Below are 18722 nucleotides of genomic sequence, written 5' to 3'. Positions count from 1 at the left end.
CAGCCTATTCCTGGCCCGCCAGCACCGACGGGTTGGCGAGGATGAACTCAGCGAGGTTGTCGTTCTTGACCGCCTGGAACATCTCCTGGCTGAGCGGATCGATGTTCTCCCGGCCGGCGCCGTTGCCGTTGAAGCTGCCGCCGTTGGTCCGCAGCATGACCAGGTCGTTGGCGGCCACCCCACGCAGGGTGAAGACAAAGTCCGGCAGCGGCACCTTGCCGGTGTCCAGCACGAACGCCTTGCCGGCCGCGTCGATCAGCTCGTTCAGCTTGAGCGGGTTGGTCATCACCCCGTTGGCCATCGCCTTCTTGGCCATGGCCTTGATCAGCTTCTGCTGGTTCTTCTGCCGGTCGTAGTCGCCGTTGTCCAGCCCGTACCGCTGCCGGGAGAAGTCCAGCGCCTCCCAGCCCTGCATCTCGCGGCAGCCCTTCTTGTGCACGACCTGCTGCTTCTCCCCGCTGACCTTGGCAGCGTCGGAGTTCCACATCGGCTGGCCGTCGACCAGGGTCATGTGGATCGACGGGGTGTCCTCGTCGACGCAGAGCCGGACGCTGCCGAGGCTGTCGATGACCGACTTGAAGCCGCTGAAGTTGATGATCGCGGCGCCGTCGAAGCTGACCCCGGTGAGGTTCTTGATCGTCTCCGCCATCAACTGGGCGCCACCGGCGTGCCCGGCACCGTTCTGTGCGCCGTGGAAGAACGCCTCGGTCGCCTTGCCGACCCCACCCGGCCACCCGCTCTGCTCGAACGGCGGGATCTCGACCTCGGTGTCCCGGGGGACGGAGATCAGGTACGCCTGGTCGTGGGTGGCGGGGATGTGCAGGATGATGATCGTGTCGGCCCGGGTGTCCGACTCCGCCCAGCTGCCCCGGTGGTCGATGCCGAGCAGCAACATGTCGATCGGACCTTCGAGGCTGTCACCGCCCTCGGCGTCGGTCTTGCCTGCGACGCCGAGCAGGTTCGACTGCTCGATCCCGCTGGTCGCCTGGGCGATCAGCCACTTGCTGCCGACGATCGTGGTGCCGCTGAGCATCATCAGCAGCGCACCCAGCACGACCATCGTGCGGGCCCAGACCGGGTCCTTGCGGCGGGGCCGCCGGCCCGAGCCGCTGCGGCCGGAGCCCGAACCCGACCGGCCACCCGACCGACGTCCGGCCGCGCCGCGGGTGGCGAGCGGGTTCCCCGACTCGGTCGACGTCGAACGTCGGCGGGTCTGAACCGGCATGCCTGCTCCTGGGGGGCGTGACAATAGGGCGAGCCCACTGTACGGAAACTTGGTCGACTTATCGACCCTGCTCGGGTTTCAAATTTGTGTCGGATTGACCCGTCACCGGGTGACGACCGGCAATGTCCACTCAGTCACCGACTCAGGGCTGTCAGTCACTGGCACCCGGGCTGGGCGTGACATTGGCCTGGACCCAGGCGGTCATCTGATCAGCCGCCATCGCCTGGTACATCGACAATGCCTTCTCCCGGTCGGAGACGACCACCGATTCGCCGTTGATCGTCTCGCTGCCGTTGTGCGGACTGGTCAGGAAGTGCAGGTTCTCTCCCCTGAGCTTGCGGAACTGCAGCGCCATGTCGACCAGGGAGAAGCCCTGGTCGACCGTCACCGCCTGGGTCGTCGCCTTGAGAAACGCATTCAGTTTGACCGGGTTCGACAGTGTGCCGGAACTCACAGCCTTGTCCATCAGCGCGCGGAGGAACTCTTGCTGGTGACGCATGCGCGCGAAGTCACCATCCGGAAACTGTTTGCGTTGGCGGACCCAGTCCAGCGCCTCGGCGCCGTTCATGTGATTGACGCCCGCACTGAACTGCCGGTACGGCTTGTGGATCGACGTCGTGTCCTGCTCGACGGTCAGGTCGACCCCGCCGAGCGCATCGGTGACCTCGACGAAACCAGCGAAGTCGATCGACATCACATGATTGATCCGCACGTCGGTGAAGCACTCCACGGTCCGTACCGCCAGCGGCAGCCCGCCCCAGGCGAACGCGGCGTTGATCTTGGCCCGTTCGCCGGTCTCGCAGGCCGCGGCGGCGTCCGACGGGATCGGCACGTACAGGTCACGCGGGATCGACACCAGATAGGCGCGGTCGTGTGACGACGGGATGTGCATCACGATGATCGTGTCCGCCCGCCACTTGCCGGCCTGGTCGACCGGGGCGTCCGGATCCCGCGAGTCGGTGCCGATCAGCAGGATGTTCAGCGCGCCGTCCACCGCCGCCGGCGGCCGCCCCTCGGTGATCTGCGAGAACGGATCGGTCCGCCCCAGATCCTGGTTCAGCCCACGGGCGTACGCCCAGAGCCCGCCGCTGGCGAGCAGGGCCAGCACCACCAGCGCCACCCCGCCGACCAGGGCGATGCGCCCCCAGCGGGGCCGCGGCCGGCGTGGCGGGCCACCGACCTGATGGCCGGCACGACCGCCGTACTGGTTACCGGCACGACCGCCGACCGGCACCTGCGCCCGGCCGGTCGAGGACCCGTAGGCGGTGCCGGTCGGAACGGTCGTCCGGCCGGGGACGGCCCGGCCACCGGGGCGGCTGCTGGCTGACCGGTCACCGTGCTGGTTGCTGGCTGACATGCCTCCAGCGTACGTACCGGGCGCTCGCCCGCCGACGACTCGACGGCCGGGCCGCCGCCGCCGATCAGCCGAGTCGCTGGCGGAAGTAGGCGATGGTGCGGCGCAGCCCGTCCTGCGGATCGACCGTCGGCTGGTAACCGAGCCTGGTGCGGGCCAGGGTCAGGTCCGGACGGCGCATCTCCGGGTCGTCCGAGGAGCGGGCGACCAGGTTGATCGTCGACGAGCTGCCCACCAGCTGGACGATCTGCTCGGCCAGCTCCCGCATGGTCAGCTCATGCTCGGTGCCGCAGTTGATCGGCCCGGTCTCGGTGGAGTCGAGCAGTGCGACGATCCCGGTCACCAGGTCCGCCACGTAGCAGATCGACCTGGTCTGCCCGCCGGTGCCGTGCACGGTGATCGGCTCGCCGCGCAGCGCCTGGCTGATAAAGGTGGGGATGGCCCGGCCGTCGTCCGGTCGCATCCGGGGCCCGTACGTGTTGAAGATCCGCACAATGCCGGCGTCCAGTCCGCGGTACCGGTGGTACGCCATCGTCGCCGATTCGGCGAACCGCTTGGCCTCGTCGTAGACGCTGCGCACCCCGATCGGGTTGACGTTGCCCCAGTAGGTCTCCGGTTGCGGGTGCACCAACGGGTCGCCGTACGCCTCGGAGGTCGACGCCATGATGAACCGGGCCCGGTCGGCGACCGCCCGGTCCAGCAGATGCAACGTGGCGAGGGAGCCGACCCGGAGGATCTCGATCGGCAGCGTGGCGAAGTCCGTCGGGCTGGCTGGCGAGGCGAGGTGCATGATCGCGTCGAACCGCTGACGCACCGCCGGGTGATGATCCGGCAATCCGTCCGAAATGTCCGCCTCGACGAGGGTGAACCGAGGTTCGTCGGTGAGGTGGGCGACGTTCTCCTTGGAGCCAGTGACGAAGTTGTCCACCGCCACCACCGCACAACCACGCGCGACCAACCGGTCGACGAGGTGGCTTCCGACGAAACCAGCACCTCCGGTGACCAGCACTCGATGGCCGTCGCCGAATCGGGGAACAGGCAGCATGCTCCCGAGCCTAGTGGTAGCACCCCGGCCGGGCAGCGGTTGCCACCCGGGTCGGCCCGGACCGAGCTACCGGCCGCGCGGCCCGGATCGAACTACCGGCCGCGCGGCTCGCCGAGTTCGCGGTACCGGCCGCGGTAGTGGATCAGCGGCCCGGCGTCGCCTTCGTCGCCGACCGTGACCGACTCGACGGTCGCCTCCACCAGCATCGCCCACCCGTACGGTCGGGCGTCGTCGAGCCGGCAGCCCGCCCACCCGCTCGCCCCCGCGAGGACCGGGCCGTACTCGGTGAACTGCCAGTCCGCTGCCTTGAACGGTCCGCCCGGTGCCGGCATCAGCCCAGCGAACCGGTCCGCGAGCTGCCGATGCGCCGGACCCAGCGGAACCATCGCGAACCTGCCCGACTCGCGGAGCACCTCCCACAGCTGCGACTCCTCGTCGAGCAGCCCGAGCAGTCGCGGCGGGTCACCGTCGGCCAGCACCGTCGACGACACGGTCAATCCGGCGAGCGGAGCCGACCCACCACCGGCCGTCCACAGCGTTACCGGTGCGGCCAGCCGGCCACGTAGCCGCCGCGCGGGCGAACGGTCCTCACTCGCCGTGGCGAACGGGTCGCGATAGTGGATCTCGGCACCGGGCTCGGGATGATTCACGTGAAACATTGTGACCCAGTCGGGGAATCACCGGCGCGGCGTCACCGTGGCGAGCAGCTCCGGCATCCGTCGGTCCAGCAGGTCACCGGTGATGTACAGGCCCAGGGCCACCGCACCCAGGCCGTATCCGACGCCGACCGGCAGGGCAAACCAGTACCAGACCTCGCCGAGCAGCGCGGTGGCCAGCACGATCGGCACCGCGGCCGCCGCCGACCCGACCATCGCCACCAGCGCCAGCATGCTCTTCGCCACGCCGGCACCGCTGTTCAGCGCGAACGGGTTCGACGTCTCCGGCAGCGAGTAGGCACCGACCACCGAGACGATCAGATTGACCGCCAACCCGGCACCGTACGCGGCGAACAGCGTCCCGGCGGCGACCGGGATCCAGCCCGGTTCGCGCAGGAACAACCCGAGCCCGGCCGAGATCACCACCAGCAGCGGCACGATGTAGACCGAGAACCCGACCACCCGGGCACGCAGCTCCAGCCGCCCCGGCACGCCGGCAATCACGTTCGCCGCGTACGCGCTGCCGTCGAATCCGAACTGGTTGGCCAGGGTCACGGCGGCGAGCGCACCGACGAAGAGCATCGAGATGCTGACGCTGGTCGCCGACGCGGTCAGTCCGGTGCCCACCGAACCGTCCGGGTCGTAGGTGAAGGCGCTGAAACCGCCGACGTTGATCAGCGCCGGGATGAACACCCCGACCACGGCGACGGTGATCAGGTTGGCCCGCCGCCGCATGTCCCGCCACCAGTAGCGCACCTCCCGGGCGACCAGTGCACCGTACCGGTCGCGGGGGGTCCGGGCGAGCAGCCGGGGAAACAACTGGCTCACCGGGGTGCCGGACGCGGCGGCCACCGCCCTGGCCGAGCCGCCGCTCGCGGTGCCGACCATCGCCGACTCCAGCGACCTCGACCACCACCGGTACAGGCCGGCCAACGCGGCGGCGGTGACCGCCAGTTTGACCGGCACCGCCCAGAGCCGCCCGTCGACCACGTCGAAACCCATCGTGTACGGGGCGGCCAGCGGAGTCCAGCCGAGAATTCCCGCCACCTCAGCCAGCCGGTCCCAGTCGGCGTTACCCAACCCGCCGATGACCAGCAGTTGCAGCGGACCGAGCAGGGCGGCCAGCACGGCGAGCAGCACCGCGGCCAGGTCACGCACCCGGCGCGACCGCAGCATGCCGGCGAACGCGCTGGTTATCGCCCGGCTGCCCAGGACGCAGAGCAGCAGACCGGCGGCCACCCCGACCAGTTGGACCACGCCGGCCAGCGGGCCGCCGAGCAGCGCCGCGCTGAGCACCAGCCCCAGAGTGGCCAGACCGGTGGCGATCGACGGTACGCCGATCAGTCCGGTGACCAGCAGCCCGGTGACCATGGTCCGCCGGCGCAACGGCAGCAGCGCGAACCGGGCCGGGTCGAGCGTCTCGTCCACGCCGAAGAAGGCCAGTGGCAGCAGCAGCCAGCCGAGCACCAGCAGGGTGCCGCCGAACCCGGCGGCCAGCAGCATGCCCTGTTCGCTGTCGACGAACCCCGGCGCGGCGAGGATCAGGAAACCGTTGCCGGCGAACCACAGCCCGGCGATGATCCCGCCGATGAACAACGCGATCCGCCAGCCCTGGCCACGCAGGTTGTTGCCCATCACCCGCACCTTGAGACGGACGAAGTGCCGGGCCCGCACCGGCCGCCGGCCGACGGCGGCGGGTGAGCCGGGAGTCGGTGTGTCGGCGGGCGGCCCGGTCACAGCCATGCCAGTTCCTCCCCGGTGGCCGTGCGACCACCGACGACGTCGACGAAGACCTCTTCCAGCGACCGCCCGGCTCGTACCTCGTCCAACGTGCCGACCTTCTTGATGACTCCGTCGGCGAGGATCGCCACGTGGCTGCAGAGCCGCTCGACCACGGCCATCACATGGCTGGAGAAGATCACCGTGCCGCCGCCGGCGACGTACCGTTGCAGGATGTCGCGGATCAGCGCGGCGGAGACCGGGTCGACCGCCTCGAACGGCTCGTCGAGCACCAGCAGCCGGGGTCCGTGCAGCAGCGCACAGGCCAGCCCGATCTTCTTCTTCATGCCCGCCGAATAGTCGACCACCAGAGTGCGTCCGGCGTCGTCGAGCGCCAGCACGTCGAGCAGTTCGCCGGCCCGCTGGTCGACCACCGCCGGGTCCATGCCGCGCAGCAGACCGTGGTACGCGAGCAGTTCGGCGCCGGTGAGCCGGTCGAACAGCCGCACCCCGTCCGGCAGTACGCCGAGCAGTTGCTTCGCCTGCACCGGGTCGGTCCAGACGTCGTGGCCGAGGACGTGGGCGTGGCCGGCGTCCGGCCGTAGCAGCCCGACCGCCATCGACAACGTGGTGGTCTTGCCGGCACCGTTCGGGCCGAGCAGGCCGTAGAAGGAGCCGACCGGGACGTCCAGCTCGACCCCGGCGACCGCGACCTTGTCGTCGAACCGTTTGGCCAGGCCGCGCAGGACGAGCGCCTGCCCGCCGGGCTGGGCAGCATCTGTCATGGTCCGACGGTAACTACCGGCACCCCGGATACGCTCCCGCTGAGGGAGGATCCGGCTCTCATACCCGGGCACGACGGCGACACCGACGCCGCCGCAGGAGGTCACGGTCGCAGGCTCTCCGGCGCGTGCAGTCGCAGCATGAGGGCGTTCACCTGACCCGGCAACCGCCGCCGGGTAACCACCGACACCAGCATCATCACCGCGAACGCCAGCGGCACCGTCCAGGCCGCCGGCTGGGCGACCAGGACCGCCGGCCAGCCGGTCAGTGGCGGACCCAGCACGGTCCACAGCACCGCGCCGACGGCGGCGCCGCCACCGGCGACGATGCCGGCGGCGGCACCGGCGTCGGTCAGGCCACGCCACCAGATGCCGAGCACCAGCAGCGGGCAGAAGCTCGACGCGGCCACCGCGAACGCCAGCCCGACGACCTGCGAGACGTCCAGGCCGGAGACGTTCAGCGCGAGGACCATCGGCACCGCGCCGGCGACCAGGGTCGCCAGCCGGAACCCGCGTACCGAGTTGCGCCGTAGCACGTCGGTCGAGACCGCCCCGGCGACGCTGGTCAGCAACCCGGACGAGGTGGACAGGAAGGCGGCGAACGCCCCGGCGGCGACCAGCGCGGCGAGCAGTTGACCGAGCAGTCCGCCGCCGAGCGCCGCCTCCGGCAGCAGCACCACGACCGCGTCCGAGCGTCCGGTCATCAGCAGTTGCGGCGTGTACACCCGACCGAGCACCCCGTACAGGGTGGGAAAGAGGTAGAACAGGCCGACCAGCGCGAGCACCACCAGGGTGGTCCGGCGGGCGGCGGCACCGTCGGGGTTGGTGTAGAACCGCACGAGTACGTGCGGCAGCCCCATCGTGCCGAGGAAGGTAGCCAGGATCAGCGAATAGGTGGCGAACAGCCCCTGGTCGCCCCGGTCCGGATCACCGGGCAGCAGCCAGGCGGCGCCCCTGTCGGCTTCGGCCCCGGACACCTCGGGGACCCGGTCCCCGGCGGCGAAGGTCAGCTCGGTGCCCGGGGTCACCTGCTCGGTCCGCCCGTCGGCGTAGTTGAGCGTCGCGGACCGCTCGACCACCACGGTAGTCGCCTGGGTGAAGGTCAACCCGTCCGGTGGGCTGACCGGCGGCCGTCCGTCGGACTGCCACTGCATGGCCAGGAAGACCGCTGGTACGGCGAGCGCGGTCAACTTGAGCCAGTACTGGAACGCCTGCACGAAGGTGACCGCCCGCATGCCGCCGAGCGCCACGTTGGCGGTCACCACTCCGCCGACCAGCAACGCCCCCAGCGGGTACGGCGCGCCGGTGACCGTGGCCAGGGTCAGCCCGGCGCCCTGCAACTGGGGCAGCAGGTAGAACCAGCCGATGAAGATCACGAAGACGGTGGCCAGCCGGCGCAGCCGCCGGGAGCTGAGCCGGATCTCGCAGAAGTCCGGCAGGGTGAACGCCCCGGACCGGCGCAGCGGGGCCGCGACGAACAGCAGCAGGGCCAGGTAGCCGGCGGCGAAGCCGACCGGATACCAGAGCACGTCGACGCCGTACTTGAGGATCAGGCCGGCGATGCCGAGGAACGACGCGGCCGACAGGTACTCGCCGCTGATCGCCGCCGCGTTCCAGGACGGGCTGACGGTACGCGAGGCGACCAGGAAGTCGGACGTGGTCCGGGCCAGCTTCAGCCCGTAGAAGCCGATCGCGACGGTCACCAGAGTGACCACGACCAGCGCAGGGATCACGTACGGGTTGGTCATCGGCGCCGCTCAGCGTTCCGGCCGGCGGACCAGCGCGACGAAGTCCTGCTCGTTGCGTTCGGCGAGGTGGACGTAGGTCAGGCCGACCGCCACCAGGAACGGGAACGCGGCCACCCCGAGCAGCAGCCACGGCAGGTTGACGCCGACGATCTTGATCTCGGCGACGCCGGGGGCGATCGCGAACAGCAACGGCAGCGACCCGAGGCCGACCACGACCACCACCGCCAGCCGCATCGCCAACGCCAGCTGCGCCCGGACCAGGCCGCGTACGAGTGCCTCGCCGATCTGGGTCTGCTCGGCCAGGTCGGTACGCAGCCGGTCGGCGTCCCCGCGCCGGCCGACCTCGCCCAGCACGATCCGCACCCGCCGGGGTGGCGGGTCGGCGGGCGCGGGCGCCGCAGCGGGCCCGGTGCCGTCGTGTTCGGCCATGCCGGCAGTCTCACGGCCCGTCGCGGAATGTCAAGGGCAGTCCCCGGCGCAGACGGATCCACGGCGCGTCGTCCGACAGCGAAGCGCCCAACCGCAGGAGGCGATTGGGCGCTGCTGAAGCCCGGCGAGAGGCTTTGTGGCCAGGGGCGGGGTCGAACCGCCGACCTTCCGATTTTCAGTCGGACGCTCGTACCAACTGAGCTACCTGGCCGGGTGTCCGGGACATCATACCCGCCTGCCGGTGAGAACACCGGACCGGTCGGGTCGGCCCCGAAAACGAAACGCCGCGCGTGGGAAACGCACGGCGATCGGCGTTGCGCGGTCCTGACGGGACTTGAACCCGCGACCTCCGCCTTGACAGGGCGGCGAGCACTCCGACTGCTCCACAGGACCTCGGTGTTGCTCCGGCCGGTCGGTCGGCCGGTGGTGCCCCCAACGGGATTCGAACCCGTGCTACCGCCTTGAAAGGGCGGCGTCCTGGGCCGCTAGACGATGAGGGCGGCCCCGTCATCATCGCACATCGCGACTCCGACGGTAGTGCTCCCATCCGGCCCCGCCGGAAGCTTGCGAAAGCATACGTGACGAGTATGCCCCGGACCAAACCAGATCGGCGAACCGGACGGATCAGGGGGAAAGGCTAGCACCGAGCAGGGTGATGCCGTACCGCTGCCTCAGCTCGTGGACCACGGCCGGGAGCGCGGCGACGGTGGCCGACCGGTCACCACCGCCGTCGTGCAGCAGGATGATCGACCCGAGCCGGACCTCGGCGGTGACCTGCGACACCAGCTTCTCCTTGGTGGGCTTGCGCCAGTCCTGCGGGTCGACGTCCCAGTCCAGCGGGACCATCCCCAGCTCCTCGACCACGGTGACCACCTTCGGCGTCCACAGCCCGCCAGGGTGCCGGAAGAGCTCGATCGGCACGCCAGGCACCACCTTGTGGATCTCCTTGTTGGTCCGCAGCAGGTTGGCCCGGATCTCGTCGGCCGACTGCGAGCCGAGGTCGAGCTCGTGGCTCCAGGTGTGGTTGCACAGGGTGTGCCCCTCCCGGACCATCCTCACGACCAGCGCCGGATACCGCCGCACCTGAGCGCCGACGACACAGAACGTGGCCCGCGCCCCGGCCGCCCGCAGTTCGTCGAGGATCAGCGGCGTCCACTTCGGATGTGGCCCGTCGTCGAAGGTCAGCGCCACCTGCCGACCACCGGTACGGCGTTGCAGCAGGCTCTCGTCGACGGCGGGCCGGGCGGACGCCCCGGGTGAGCCGCCGGTCACGGTGGCCGAGGGTCGCTGGTCGGCGGGGTCGCCCGTCGGCGTCGGCACCGGGTCGCGGGGGGCGGGTGAGGGCGCCGGCTCGGGGGTGGGAGCAGCGCGCTCCGGCGCGGGACCGAGAGCGGCGGTGGCCGGCACCTGGGTCGGCGCCTGCCGGGCGCTCCGCAGGGCGGCGATGCTTTCGCTGCCGACCAGCAGCGCGAACACCGCCAGGCCTGCCGCGACCATGGCACGTTTCGACACGGTGCGTTTCGACATGTCGACTCCGGGCGAGGGGGTGGACGGAGATCGAGCGAAGCACACGTTAGTCGATCAATCCGCACAACTCGACCCCGCACATCGGACACCAGCGCTGCCGACCGCCGGCAGTGACGGGCAGTACCGCCAACGGCTACGAGATGTGCTGCTGGCCGACGGCCCGGTCGGCGGACCGGCAGAGCGTGACCGCGTCGGTCAGGTCGGCGCAGTGCCGTACGCCATCAGGCAGCTCGGTGACCGGCCAGCCCGGCCCGACCGCGAGGACCAGCACCGGACGGTGCCGTCCGGATCGGGCCACGCGCAACTGCCCGAGATCCGCGGTCGCCGGGGTGTGCGACCAGAGCACGACGGCGGCCGGCCCCGTCCGGTCGACCGCGGCGACCAGCGCGGCCGCCGGTACCCGGGCACCGAGCAACCGGGCGACCACGCCGACCTCGACGAGTGCGGCGGCCAGCGCCTCCAACGGCAGGGTGTGCTGCTCCTCGTCGGTGCAGGCCAGGAGCGCTCCGGGGCCGCCGCCGTCGCGGACCCGGCCGGCGGCGGGCGCGGCGGAGACCAGGCGGTCCGACGGATCACCCGGCAGGGCCGCCGGGACCGGCCCGGTCACCGAGGCGAACGCGGCGGAGACGCACCGGGACAGCAGATGCTCCACCTCGATGAAGCCGGCGGTGGCCGCGTACCGGTCACCGACGCCGGCCAGCACCGGGCGGATCACCCGGTCCCAGGTGGCGATCACCCCGTCGGTACGCAGCCCACGCTCGATGATCTCCCGCATGGCCAGGTCGTCCAGGCGTACGGCGGCCCGGGCCAGGCCACGGGCGGCCGGGCCGGCGGTGCCGACCGCGATGGTGTGCCCGCCGCCGGCCCGGCCCGGCCCGGGGCCGTCCGGGCCGGCGGGGGCGGGTGGAGCCGCGTTGCCGCGTGCCCACCGCGCCGCCTCGGCCGGGGACACGCCTTCGGCGGTGAGCCGGCGCATCACCTCCAGCCGGGCCAGATCCTCCCGGCTGTACCGGCGATGGTGCCCCTTGACGTGCCGGGTCGGGCCGAGCCCGTACCGCTGATGCCAGGTGCGCAGCGTGGTCACCGCCACGCCGAGCCGGCGTGCCACGCTGCCCGCGCTCAGCGCGTCATCGCTCACCTGGCCGCTCCGCAGCCGCGCCGTGGTCCCGCCGGCCCGGCGCGAACAACTGGTCGACCACGCCGGCCAGCCACGGGGCGTAGGCGTGCGGGTCGTCGGTCAGGCCGGCCCGCAGCTCATCCGGCGGCATCCAGCGCAGCTGTGCGATCTCCGCCGGATCGGGCCGCAGCGGGGTGGCCGGGTCGAGCTCCCCCAGCAGTACGTGGTCGTACTCGTACTCGGTGCGGCCGGTGACCGGGTCGGTGGCCTGGTAGGTGTGTACACCGAGCTCGGTCAACGGCACCGGCGCGACGCCCACCTCCTCGCCGAGCCGGCGGTTGGCCGCCTCGGTGACCGATTCGCCGGGCAGCGGATGGCCGCAGCAGGTGTTGGCCCAGCGCAGTGGGAACCGGGTCTTCACCGCAGCCCGCTGTTGCAGCAGCAGTTGGCCGGCCGGGTCGACCAGGATCACCGAGAAGGCCCGGTGCAGCTGGCCCGGCGGCTGGTGGGCGGCGGCGACGGTGGCCGATCCGACCGGTCGCCCGGCCGGGTCGACCAACTCGACCAGATGGCTTTCCCGCGACGTCCCGGTCATCGGGCACCCCCCACACCGGTGATCCGACCGGCGGCCAGTTTGCCGGAGATCAGCACCATCGGCACGCCGACCCCCGGCTGGGTGCCGGAACCGACGAAGACCACGTTCTCCAGGGTGGGATGCAGGTTCCCGGGTCGGAACGGGCCGGTCTGGAACAGGGTGTGCGCGGCGGCGAACGGTGTCCCGGCGGCCATTCCGGCGTCGGCCCAGTCGGCCGGGGTGATCACTTCGCGGACCTCGACCCCGTCAGCCAGGCCCCGGTAGCCGCGCTCGGCCAGGGTGGCGATCAGCTCGTCGGCGTACCGCTGCGGCAGGTCGCCGCGCCAGTCCAGCCGGCCGCTGTCCAGGTTGGGCACCGGAGCGAGGACGTAGTAGGTGTGCCCGCCGGGCGGGGCCACCGACGGGTCGGTCCGGCTCGGGTTGGTGACCAGCAGCGACGGGTCGCTCATCAGCTCACCCCGGCGGATGACCTCGTCGAAGGTGCCCTTCCACAGCCGGCCGAAGTGGATGTTGTGGTGGGCGATCTGCTGGTAGCCCTGCCGGGCGCCGAGGTGCAGCACCACGCAGGACGGCGAGTAGCGCAGCCGTCGGCGGCGGGCCGGCGGCAGCAGCTCGGCGTAGGCGACGGGCAGGTCGGGGTTGAGCACCACGACGTCGGCGGGAATCCGGTCACCGGCGGCGGTGAGCACCGCGCGCGCCCGACCACCGGCGGTCTCCACCCGGGTGACCGTGGTGTCGTAGCGGATCTGTACGCCGTGCTTCTCGGCGGCGCCGGCCAGCGCCCGGGGCACCGCGTGCATGCCGCCCCGGGGGAACGACACCCCGGCCACCGAGTCCAGGTAGGCGATGACGGTGTAGATGGCCAGCGCGTCGTGGGGCGCCAGCCCGGCGTACATCGCCTGGAACGAGAAGATCCGCTGGGTACGGGGGTCGGTGAAGAACTGCTCGATCTTGGTCTGCATGCGCCGGAACGCCCCGGCGGCCAGCAGCCGCAGCAGGTTGCCGGTGAGCAGGTCCGGCGGGCTGTCCAGGTTACGGTCGATGAAGTCGGCCCGCTCCAGCTGCCACAGCCGCCGCGCGTAGTCGACGAAGCGCAGGTAGCCGTCGGCTTCGCGGGGGCCGCAGACCCGGGCCACCTCGGCTGCCATCCGGGCGGTGTCGGTGACGACATCCAGAGTGGATCCATCCGGATAGTACGCCCGGTAGGCCGGTTCGAGCGGGATCAGCTCCAACCAGTCGGAGAGCTCCTCGCCGACCGCGCCGAGCGCCTCGGCGATCAGTTCGGGCATGGTCAGCACGGTCGGCCCGGTGTCGAACTCGTAGCCGTCGAGCGCCAACCGCCCGGCCCGCCCGCCCGGCACCGACTCGCGTTCCAGCAGGGTGACCTGCCGGCCGGCACCGGCCAGGTGCAGGGCACAGGCGAGCCCGCCGAGCCCGGCACCGACCACGACGACGCGTTCGGTCGCCCCGGTCACGGTACGCATGCCGCGACCACCTCCTTCTGAACGATGCTCACATCATGCCTGCCGAGTGGTGGCGGTCACCGCCAGGCCGGTGAGCACGCGACGGGCGGCGGCGTCGATCGGGGCGTCGGCCAGTGCGTCGACCGCGTCCCGTACCCGTTGCTCGATCAGCTGTTCCACCTGGTCGGCGGCGCCGGTCTCGACGACGATCTCGACCAGCCGGCTCACCCGTCGATCGACCTCCCGGTCGGACTCCCGGTCGGCGCCGGACGGCGGCCGGGTGAGTTCGGCGCGTTGGGCGTCGGTGGCCAGCTCGCGGGCGATCAGCAGCAGCACCGTCGGCTTGCCGGTCCGCAGGTCGTCGCCGGCGGGTTTGCCGGTGGTGGCCGGGTCACCGAAGACGCCGAGCAGGTCGTCGCGCAGTTGGAACGCCTCGCCGACGTTGGTGCCGTAGCGCCGGTAGGCCTCGTGGATCGCCGGGTCGGCGCCGGGTCCGGCGAGGGCCGCACCGAGGTGCAGCGGCCGCAGCACGGTGTAGCTGGCGGTCTTGTGCCGGGCCACCCGCAGCGCCCGGTCGACCGACCAGGTGTCGGCCTCGGTCTCGCCGAGGACGTCCAGGTACTGCCCGGCGATCGTCTCGACCCGCATCTGGTCGTAGCGGCGCCGCACGTCCAGCAGGGTCCGGGGTGGCACGCCGGCCTGGCCGAGCAGCCGGTCGGCCCAGACCAGGCAGAGGTCACCGACCAGCACGGCGGCACCGTCGCCGAACCGGTCGGGGTCGCCGTCGCGACCGGCCGCCCGGTGCTGCCCGGCCAGCCGCCGGTGGGCGGTGGGGCGTCCGCGACGGGTCGCGGAACCGTCCATCACGTCGTCGTGCACCAGCGCGAACGCGTGCAGCAGCTCCAGCGCGGCCAGCGCCGGCAGCACCGGAGCCAGCGGCGCGTCCGGTCCGGCCACCCCGCGCCAGCCCCAGTGGGCGAAGACCGGCCGCAGCCGTTTGCCGCCGGCGAGCACGGTGTCCCGGGCGATCTGGGCGAACGGGCGCAGCGCCGGATCGATGCGGTCGAGCGCGTCGATCTCGGCGGAGAGGAAATCGATCAGGGTGTCGTCGACGGCCGCGGTCAGCAGGTCACGGCGGTGGGCCGGGGTCGTCCCGGGGGTGGCCGACTCGGCCGGCTCGTCGACCGACGCGCTGCGGTCGGTGCCGGCAACTGTGTGATTGGCCACGCGAACGAGCGTACCCTAGGGTCAGAAGTTGCGTCGATTCTTGCGTCGATAGCCGAGGAGGCCCGGTGAACGTCGATCTGTCCGCTGCCTACGCGAACTGCCGTGACCTGCACCGACGGCACGGGCGGACCTACTATCTCGCGACCCGGCTACTACCGCAGTGGAAACGCCGGCATGTCCACGCTTTATACGGATTTACCCGATACGCGGATGAGATCGTCGACCGCACCGACCAACTGCCGCCCGCCGACCGGGCAGCCGCGCTCGACCAGTGGGGACAGCGGTTCCTCGCCGGGCTGCACGGCGCCCCGGTCGACGACCCGCTGCTGCCCGCCGTGCTGCACACCATCGCGGTGTTCGACCTGGACAAGGCGGACTTCACCGCGTTCCTGCGCAGCATGGCGATGGACCTGACAGTCACCTCGTACCCGCGCTACACCGACCTGCTCGACTACATGGAGGGCTCGGCAGCGGTGATCGGCACCATGATGCTGCCGATCCTGGGCAGCACCGACCGGGCCGCCGCCCGGGAGCCCGCCCGGCAGCTCGGCTTCGCCTTCCAGCTCACCAACTTCATCCGGGACGTCGCCGAGGACCTGGACCGGGGCCGCACCTACCTGCCGGACGAGGACCTGGCCCGGTTCGGGGTGACCCGCGACGACCTGGTCGACGCCGCCCGACACCGCCGGGCCACCCCGCCGATCATCGAGCTGATCCGGTACGAGGTCGGCCGGGCCCGGGGCCACTACGCGGCGGCCGCCCCCGGCGTCACCCTGCTCGAACCCGCGTCGCAGGCCTGCATCCGCACCGCGTACGCGCTGTACGGCGGCATCCTCGACGAGATCGCCGCGCAGGGCTACGACGTGTTCCGGCGCCGGGCCACCGTTCCCAACCGGCGCCGGGCCACCGTGGCGCTGCGGTCCCTGCTCACCCCGGCCGGCACCCCGGTCACCCTGCCCGGCCCGGTCGACCTCACCGCCCCACCGACACCGACTCAGCCGACACCGACGCAGCCGCCGGCCACCCCCGCGCCAGCGCCGACCGCACCCACACCGACCGCCGCCACACCGACCGCACCGTAGCGCCGTGCGTACCGCTGTCGTGCTGTTCACCCGGGACCTGCGGGTGCACGACCAGCCGGCGCTGGCCACCGCCTGCGCCACCGCCGAACAGGTGGTGCCGCTGTTCGTCCTCGACCCACGGTTGGCCGGCCGGTCGACCAACCGCGACCGGTTCCTGCACCAGAGCCTCGCCGACCTGCGGGCGACCCTGCGCGGGCTCGGCGGCGACCTGCTGATCCGCCACGGCGACCCGGTCGCCGAGACGATCCGGCTCGCCCGCGAGGTCGACGCCGACGGCGTCACCGTCTCCGCCGACGTCAGCCACTACGCCCGGCACCGGCAGCGGCGGCTGTCCGACGAATGCGACCGGCACCGCCTCGCGTACCGCGCATTTCCCGGACTGACCGTCGTCGACCCGGGCGCGCTGACCCCGACCAACGGCGACCACTACAAGGTCTTCACGCCGTACTTCCGGGCCTGGGCCGGCGCCGACTGGCGTACCGCGTGTGCCGCTCCGGAGCGGATCCGGCTGCCCGGCGGTCCCGCCGTCGGGCGGCTGCCGGCCCTGCCGGACGGGGAGTCGCCGCAGGCCGCCGCCGGGGGCGAGACCGCCGGGCGGCGCCGGCTGCGCGACTGGCTGGGCGACCTCGACCGGTACGGCGACAGCCACGACGACCTGGCCGGCGACGCCACCTCGCGGCTCAGCCCCTACCTGCGGTTCGGCTGTCTGTCCCCGCTGGAGGTCGCCACCGCCGCCGGGGACCGCGCCGGCCCGTTCGTCCGGCAACTGTGCTGGCGGGACTTCCACTACCAGGTCGCGAACGCCTTCCCCGACCTGGCGACCACCGCGTACCGGCGCGGGGCCAGCGAGCAGTGGCGGAACGACGCTGACGCCCTCGACGCCTGGCAGACCGGGCACACCGGGGTGCCGATCGTCGACGCCGGCATGTGCCAGTTGCGGGCGGAAGGCTGGATGCACAACCGCGCCCGGCTGATCACCGCCGGGTACCTCACCAAGGAGATCGGCCTGGACTGGCGGGACGGCCTCGCCTGGTTCGGCCGCTGGCTGCTCGACGGCGACCTGCCGAACAACTCCGGCAACTGGCAGTGGGTCGCCGGCACCGGCAACGACACCCGCCCGCACCGGGGTTTCAACCCGCTGCGTCAGGCGCACCGCTTCGACCCGGCCGGAGAATACGTCCGCCGGTGGGTGCCGGAGCTGGCCAGCGTCGCCGGGGCGGCGGTGCACGAGCCGTGGCGGTTGCCGCTCGCCGTCCGCGCCGGCCTGGACTACCCGCCGCCACTGTCGGACCGCTGAGCCTGGTGTCGGAGCGCTGAGCCCGGCCGGCTGGTCGGCCAGCCGCCCGGTCGGCGGGCTGCCGACGGTGGTGACATGCTGGCCGGATGAGTGAGCCGCAACAGGTGGACGTTGTCGTCGTCGGGTTGGGCGTGGCCGGTGAGGAGGTCGCCGGCCGGCTCAGCCAGGCCGGGCTGGACGTGGTCGGTGTGGAGCGCCGGTTGGTCGGCGGCGAATGCCCGTACTGGGGCTGCGTACCGAGCAAGATGATGATCCGGGCGGCGAACGCGCTCGCCGAGGGCCGCCGGATCGACGGCCTGGCCGGCACCGCCGACATCCGTCCGGACTGGACGCCGGTGGCCCGGCGGATCCGCGACGAGGCCACCGCCGACTGGTCCGACACGGCCGCCGTCGACCGGCTCACCGGCAAAGGGGTACGGGTGCTGCACGGCACCGCCCGGCTCACCGGACCCGGGCGGGTCGACGTCGACGGGCAGGAGTTCACCGCCCGCCGGGGCGTGGTCCTCGCCACCGGCACCGTGCCGGTGGTGCCGCCGATCGACGGACTGGCCGGCACGCCGTACTGGACGAACAAGGAAGCGATCGAGGTCACCGACCTGCCCGAGTCGCTGGTCGTGCTCGGCGGCGGCGCGATCGGGCTGGAGCTGGCCCAGGTCTTCGCCCGGTTCGGCGTACGGGTGACCATCGTCGAGCCCAGCGAGCGGCTGCTGTCCCGGGAAGAGCCGGAATCGTCGGCGCTGGCCGCCCGCGCCCTCGGCGACGACGGGGTGCGGCTCCGGCTCGGCAGCCGCGCCGAGTGGGTCGAGCACCGCGACGACACGTTCGCCGTGCACCTGTCGCAGGGCGGTCCGGAGAGCGGGCAGCGGCTGCTGGTCGCCACCGGCCGGCGCAGCGACCTCGGTGGACTCGGCATCGACACCGTCGGGCTGGACCCGGCCGCCCGGCACCTGCCGGCCGACGAGCGGATGCGGGTCGCCGACGGGCTGTGGGCGGTCGGTGACGTCGCCGGCCACGGTGCCTTCACCCATCTGGCCATGTACCAGGCGGACGTGGCGGTGCGCGACATCCTCGGCCAGGGCGGCCCGGCCGCCGAGTACCGGGCGGTGCCCCGGGTCACCTTCACCGACCCGGAGATCGGCGCGGTCGGCCTGACCGAACGTCAGGCCCGCGAGCAGGGCGTGAACGTCGCGGTGGCGGTGACCGAGGTGCCGGAGTCGTCACGCGGCTGGATCCACGGGCCGGGTAACGACGGTTTCATCAAGCTGGTCGCTGACGCCGACCGGGGCGTACTGGTCGGGGCGACCTCGGCGGGACCGACCGGCGGCGAGGTGCTCGGCGCACTCGCCGTGGCGGTGCACGGCGAGGTGCCGTTGACCAGCCTGCGGCACATGATCTACGCGTACCCGACGGTGCACCGCGCCATCCAGTCCGCCGTACAGCAGCTCACCTGACCTCA

Annotated in this window: 14 protein-coding genes, 3 tRNA genes and 2 pseudogenes; 3 read left to right on the top strand and 16 right to left on the bottom strand. The window is 72.1% G+C overall.

The window, feature by feature from the left end; translation table 11 throughout:
• Positions 1-4: 4 nt before the first annotated feature.
• From O7629_RS28250 to O7629_RS28175, 16 genes and pseudogenes are all read right to left on the bottom strand, one after another.
• The gene (locus O7629_RS28250; RefSeq protein WP_278173043.1) at positions 5-1225 is read right to left on the bottom strand and encodes an LCP family protein; all 1221 of its coding nucleotides are present in this window, start codon (positions 1223-1225) and stop codon (positions 5-7) included.
• 151 nt (positions 1226-1376) lie between these two features.
• Positions 1377-2582 (bottom strand): LCP family protein, encoded by a 1206-nt coding sequence (locus O7629_RS28245; RefSeq protein ID WP_278173041.1) that lies wholly within the window; start codon positions 2580-2582, stop codon positions 1377-1379.
• A 64-nt stretch (positions 2583-2646) separates the two neighbouring features.
• Entirely contained in the window at positions 2647-3624 is a 978-nt protein-coding gene (locus tag O7629_RS28240; protein ID WP_278173039.1) for a GDP-mannose 4,6-dehydratase, read from the bottom strand.
• Between the two features lie 92 nt (positions 3625-3716).
• Positions 3717-4283 (bottom strand): annotated as a pseudogene (locus O7629_RS28235) (flavin reductase family protein); the annotation flags it as partial.
• Between the two features lie 18 nt (positions 4284-4301).
• Positions 4302-6023 (bottom strand): ABC transporter permease, encoded by a 1722-nt coding sequence (locus O7629_RS28230; protein WP_278173037.1) that lies wholly within the window; start codon positions 6021-6023, stop codon positions 4302-4304.
• Complete coding sequence (locus O7629_RS28225) at positions 6014-6784, bottom strand: ABC transporter ATP-binding protein (protein WP_278173035.1); 771 nt, start codon at positions 6782-6784, stop codon at positions 6014-6016. Before O7629_RS28225 ends, O7629_RS28230 begins: the two co-directional genes overlap by 10 nt.
• 101 nt (positions 6785-6885) lie before the next feature.
• Positions 6886-8529: a cation acetate symporter gene (locus O7629_RS28220; RefSeq protein WP_278173034.1), complete on the bottom strand. Its 1644-nt coding sequence runs from the start codon at positions 8527-8529 to the stop codon at positions 6886-6888.
• A gap of 9 nt (positions 8530-8538) precedes the next feature.
• Positions 8539-8958, bottom strand: coding sequence for a hypothetical protein (locus O7629_RS28215; protein ID WP_278173033.1), 420 nt, complete (start codon positions 8956-8958; stop codon positions 8539-8541).
• A 137-nt stretch (positions 8959-9095) separates the two neighbouring features.
• A tRNA-Phe gene (locus O7629_RS28210) sits at positions 9096-9169 on the bottom strand.
• A 108-nt stretch (positions 9170-9277) separates the two neighbouring features.
• Positions 9278-9351: transfer RNA gene (locus O7629_RS28205), tRNA-Asp, on the bottom strand.
• Between the two features lie 31 nt (positions 9352-9382).
• Positions 9383-9458: transfer RNA gene (locus O7629_RS28200), tRNA-Glu, on the bottom strand.
• A 124-nt stretch (positions 9459-9582) separates the two neighbouring features.
• Positions 9583-10485, bottom strand: coding sequence for a polysaccharide deacetylase family protein (locus tag O7629_RS28195; RefSeq protein ID WP_278173032.1), 903 nt, complete (start codon positions 10483-10485; stop codon positions 9583-9585).
• Between the two features lie 133 nt (positions 10486-10618).
• Positions 10619-11623: a MerR family transcriptional regulator gene (locus tag O7629_RS28190; RefSeq protein ID WP_278173031.1), complete on the bottom strand. Its 1005-nt coding sequence runs from the start codon at positions 11621-11623 to the stop codon at positions 10619-10621.
• Entirely contained in the window at positions 11613-12197 is a 585-nt protein-coding gene (gene idi / locus O7629_RS28185; protein ID WP_278173030.1) for an isopentenyl-diphosphate Delta-isomerase, read from the bottom strand. Before idi ends, O7629_RS28190 begins: the two co-directional genes overlap by 11 nt.
• Positions 12194-13681, bottom strand: coding sequence for a phytoene desaturase family protein (crtI, locus tag O7629_RS28180; RefSeq protein WP_278173029.1), 1488 nt, complete (start codon positions 13679-13681; stop codon positions 12194-12196). The genes idi and crtI overlap by 4 nt, the downstream gene beginning before the upstream one ends.
• Positions 13682-13714: 33 nt before the next feature.
• Entirely contained in the window at positions 13715-14887 is a 1173-nt protein-coding gene (locus O7629_RS28175; protein ID WP_278173028.1) for a polyprenyl synthetase family protein, read from the bottom strand.
• Between the two features lie 65 nt (positions 14888-14952).
• On the opposite strand from O7629_RS28175, the pseudogene O7629_RS28170 reads away from it, so the two are divergent.
• The 3 genes and pseudogenes from O7629_RS28170 to O7629_RS28160 all read left to right on the top strand — a co-directional run.
• Positions 14953-15852, top strand: a pseudogene (locus O7629_RS28170) (phytoene/squalene synthase family protein); the annotation flags it as partial.
• A gap of 121 nt (positions 15853-15973) precedes the next feature.
• Positions 15974-17266, top strand: a complete 1293-nt coding sequence (locus O7629_RS28165; protein WP_278173027.1) for a deoxyribodipyrimidine photo-lyase — start codon at positions 15974-15976, stop codon at positions 17264-17266.
• Between the two features lie 86 nt (positions 17267-17352).
• Positions 17353-18717, top strand: a complete 1365-nt coding sequence (locus tag O7629_RS28160) for an NAD(P)/FAD-dependent oxidoreductase (protein ID WP_278173026.1) — start codon at positions 17353-17355, stop codon at positions 18715-18717.
• Positions 18718-18722: the final 5 nt, after the last annotated feature.

Origin of the sequence: Solwaraspora sp. WMMD792 (assembly GCF_029626105.1) — a bacterium.
In the GTDB taxonomy this organism is placed as follows: domain Bacteria; phylum Actinomycetota; class Actinomycetes; order Mycobacteriales; family Micromonosporaceae; genus Micromonospora_E.
Note: the sequence above shows the minus strand (reverse complement) of the source record. Positions and strands in the feature narration are given on the sequence as shown.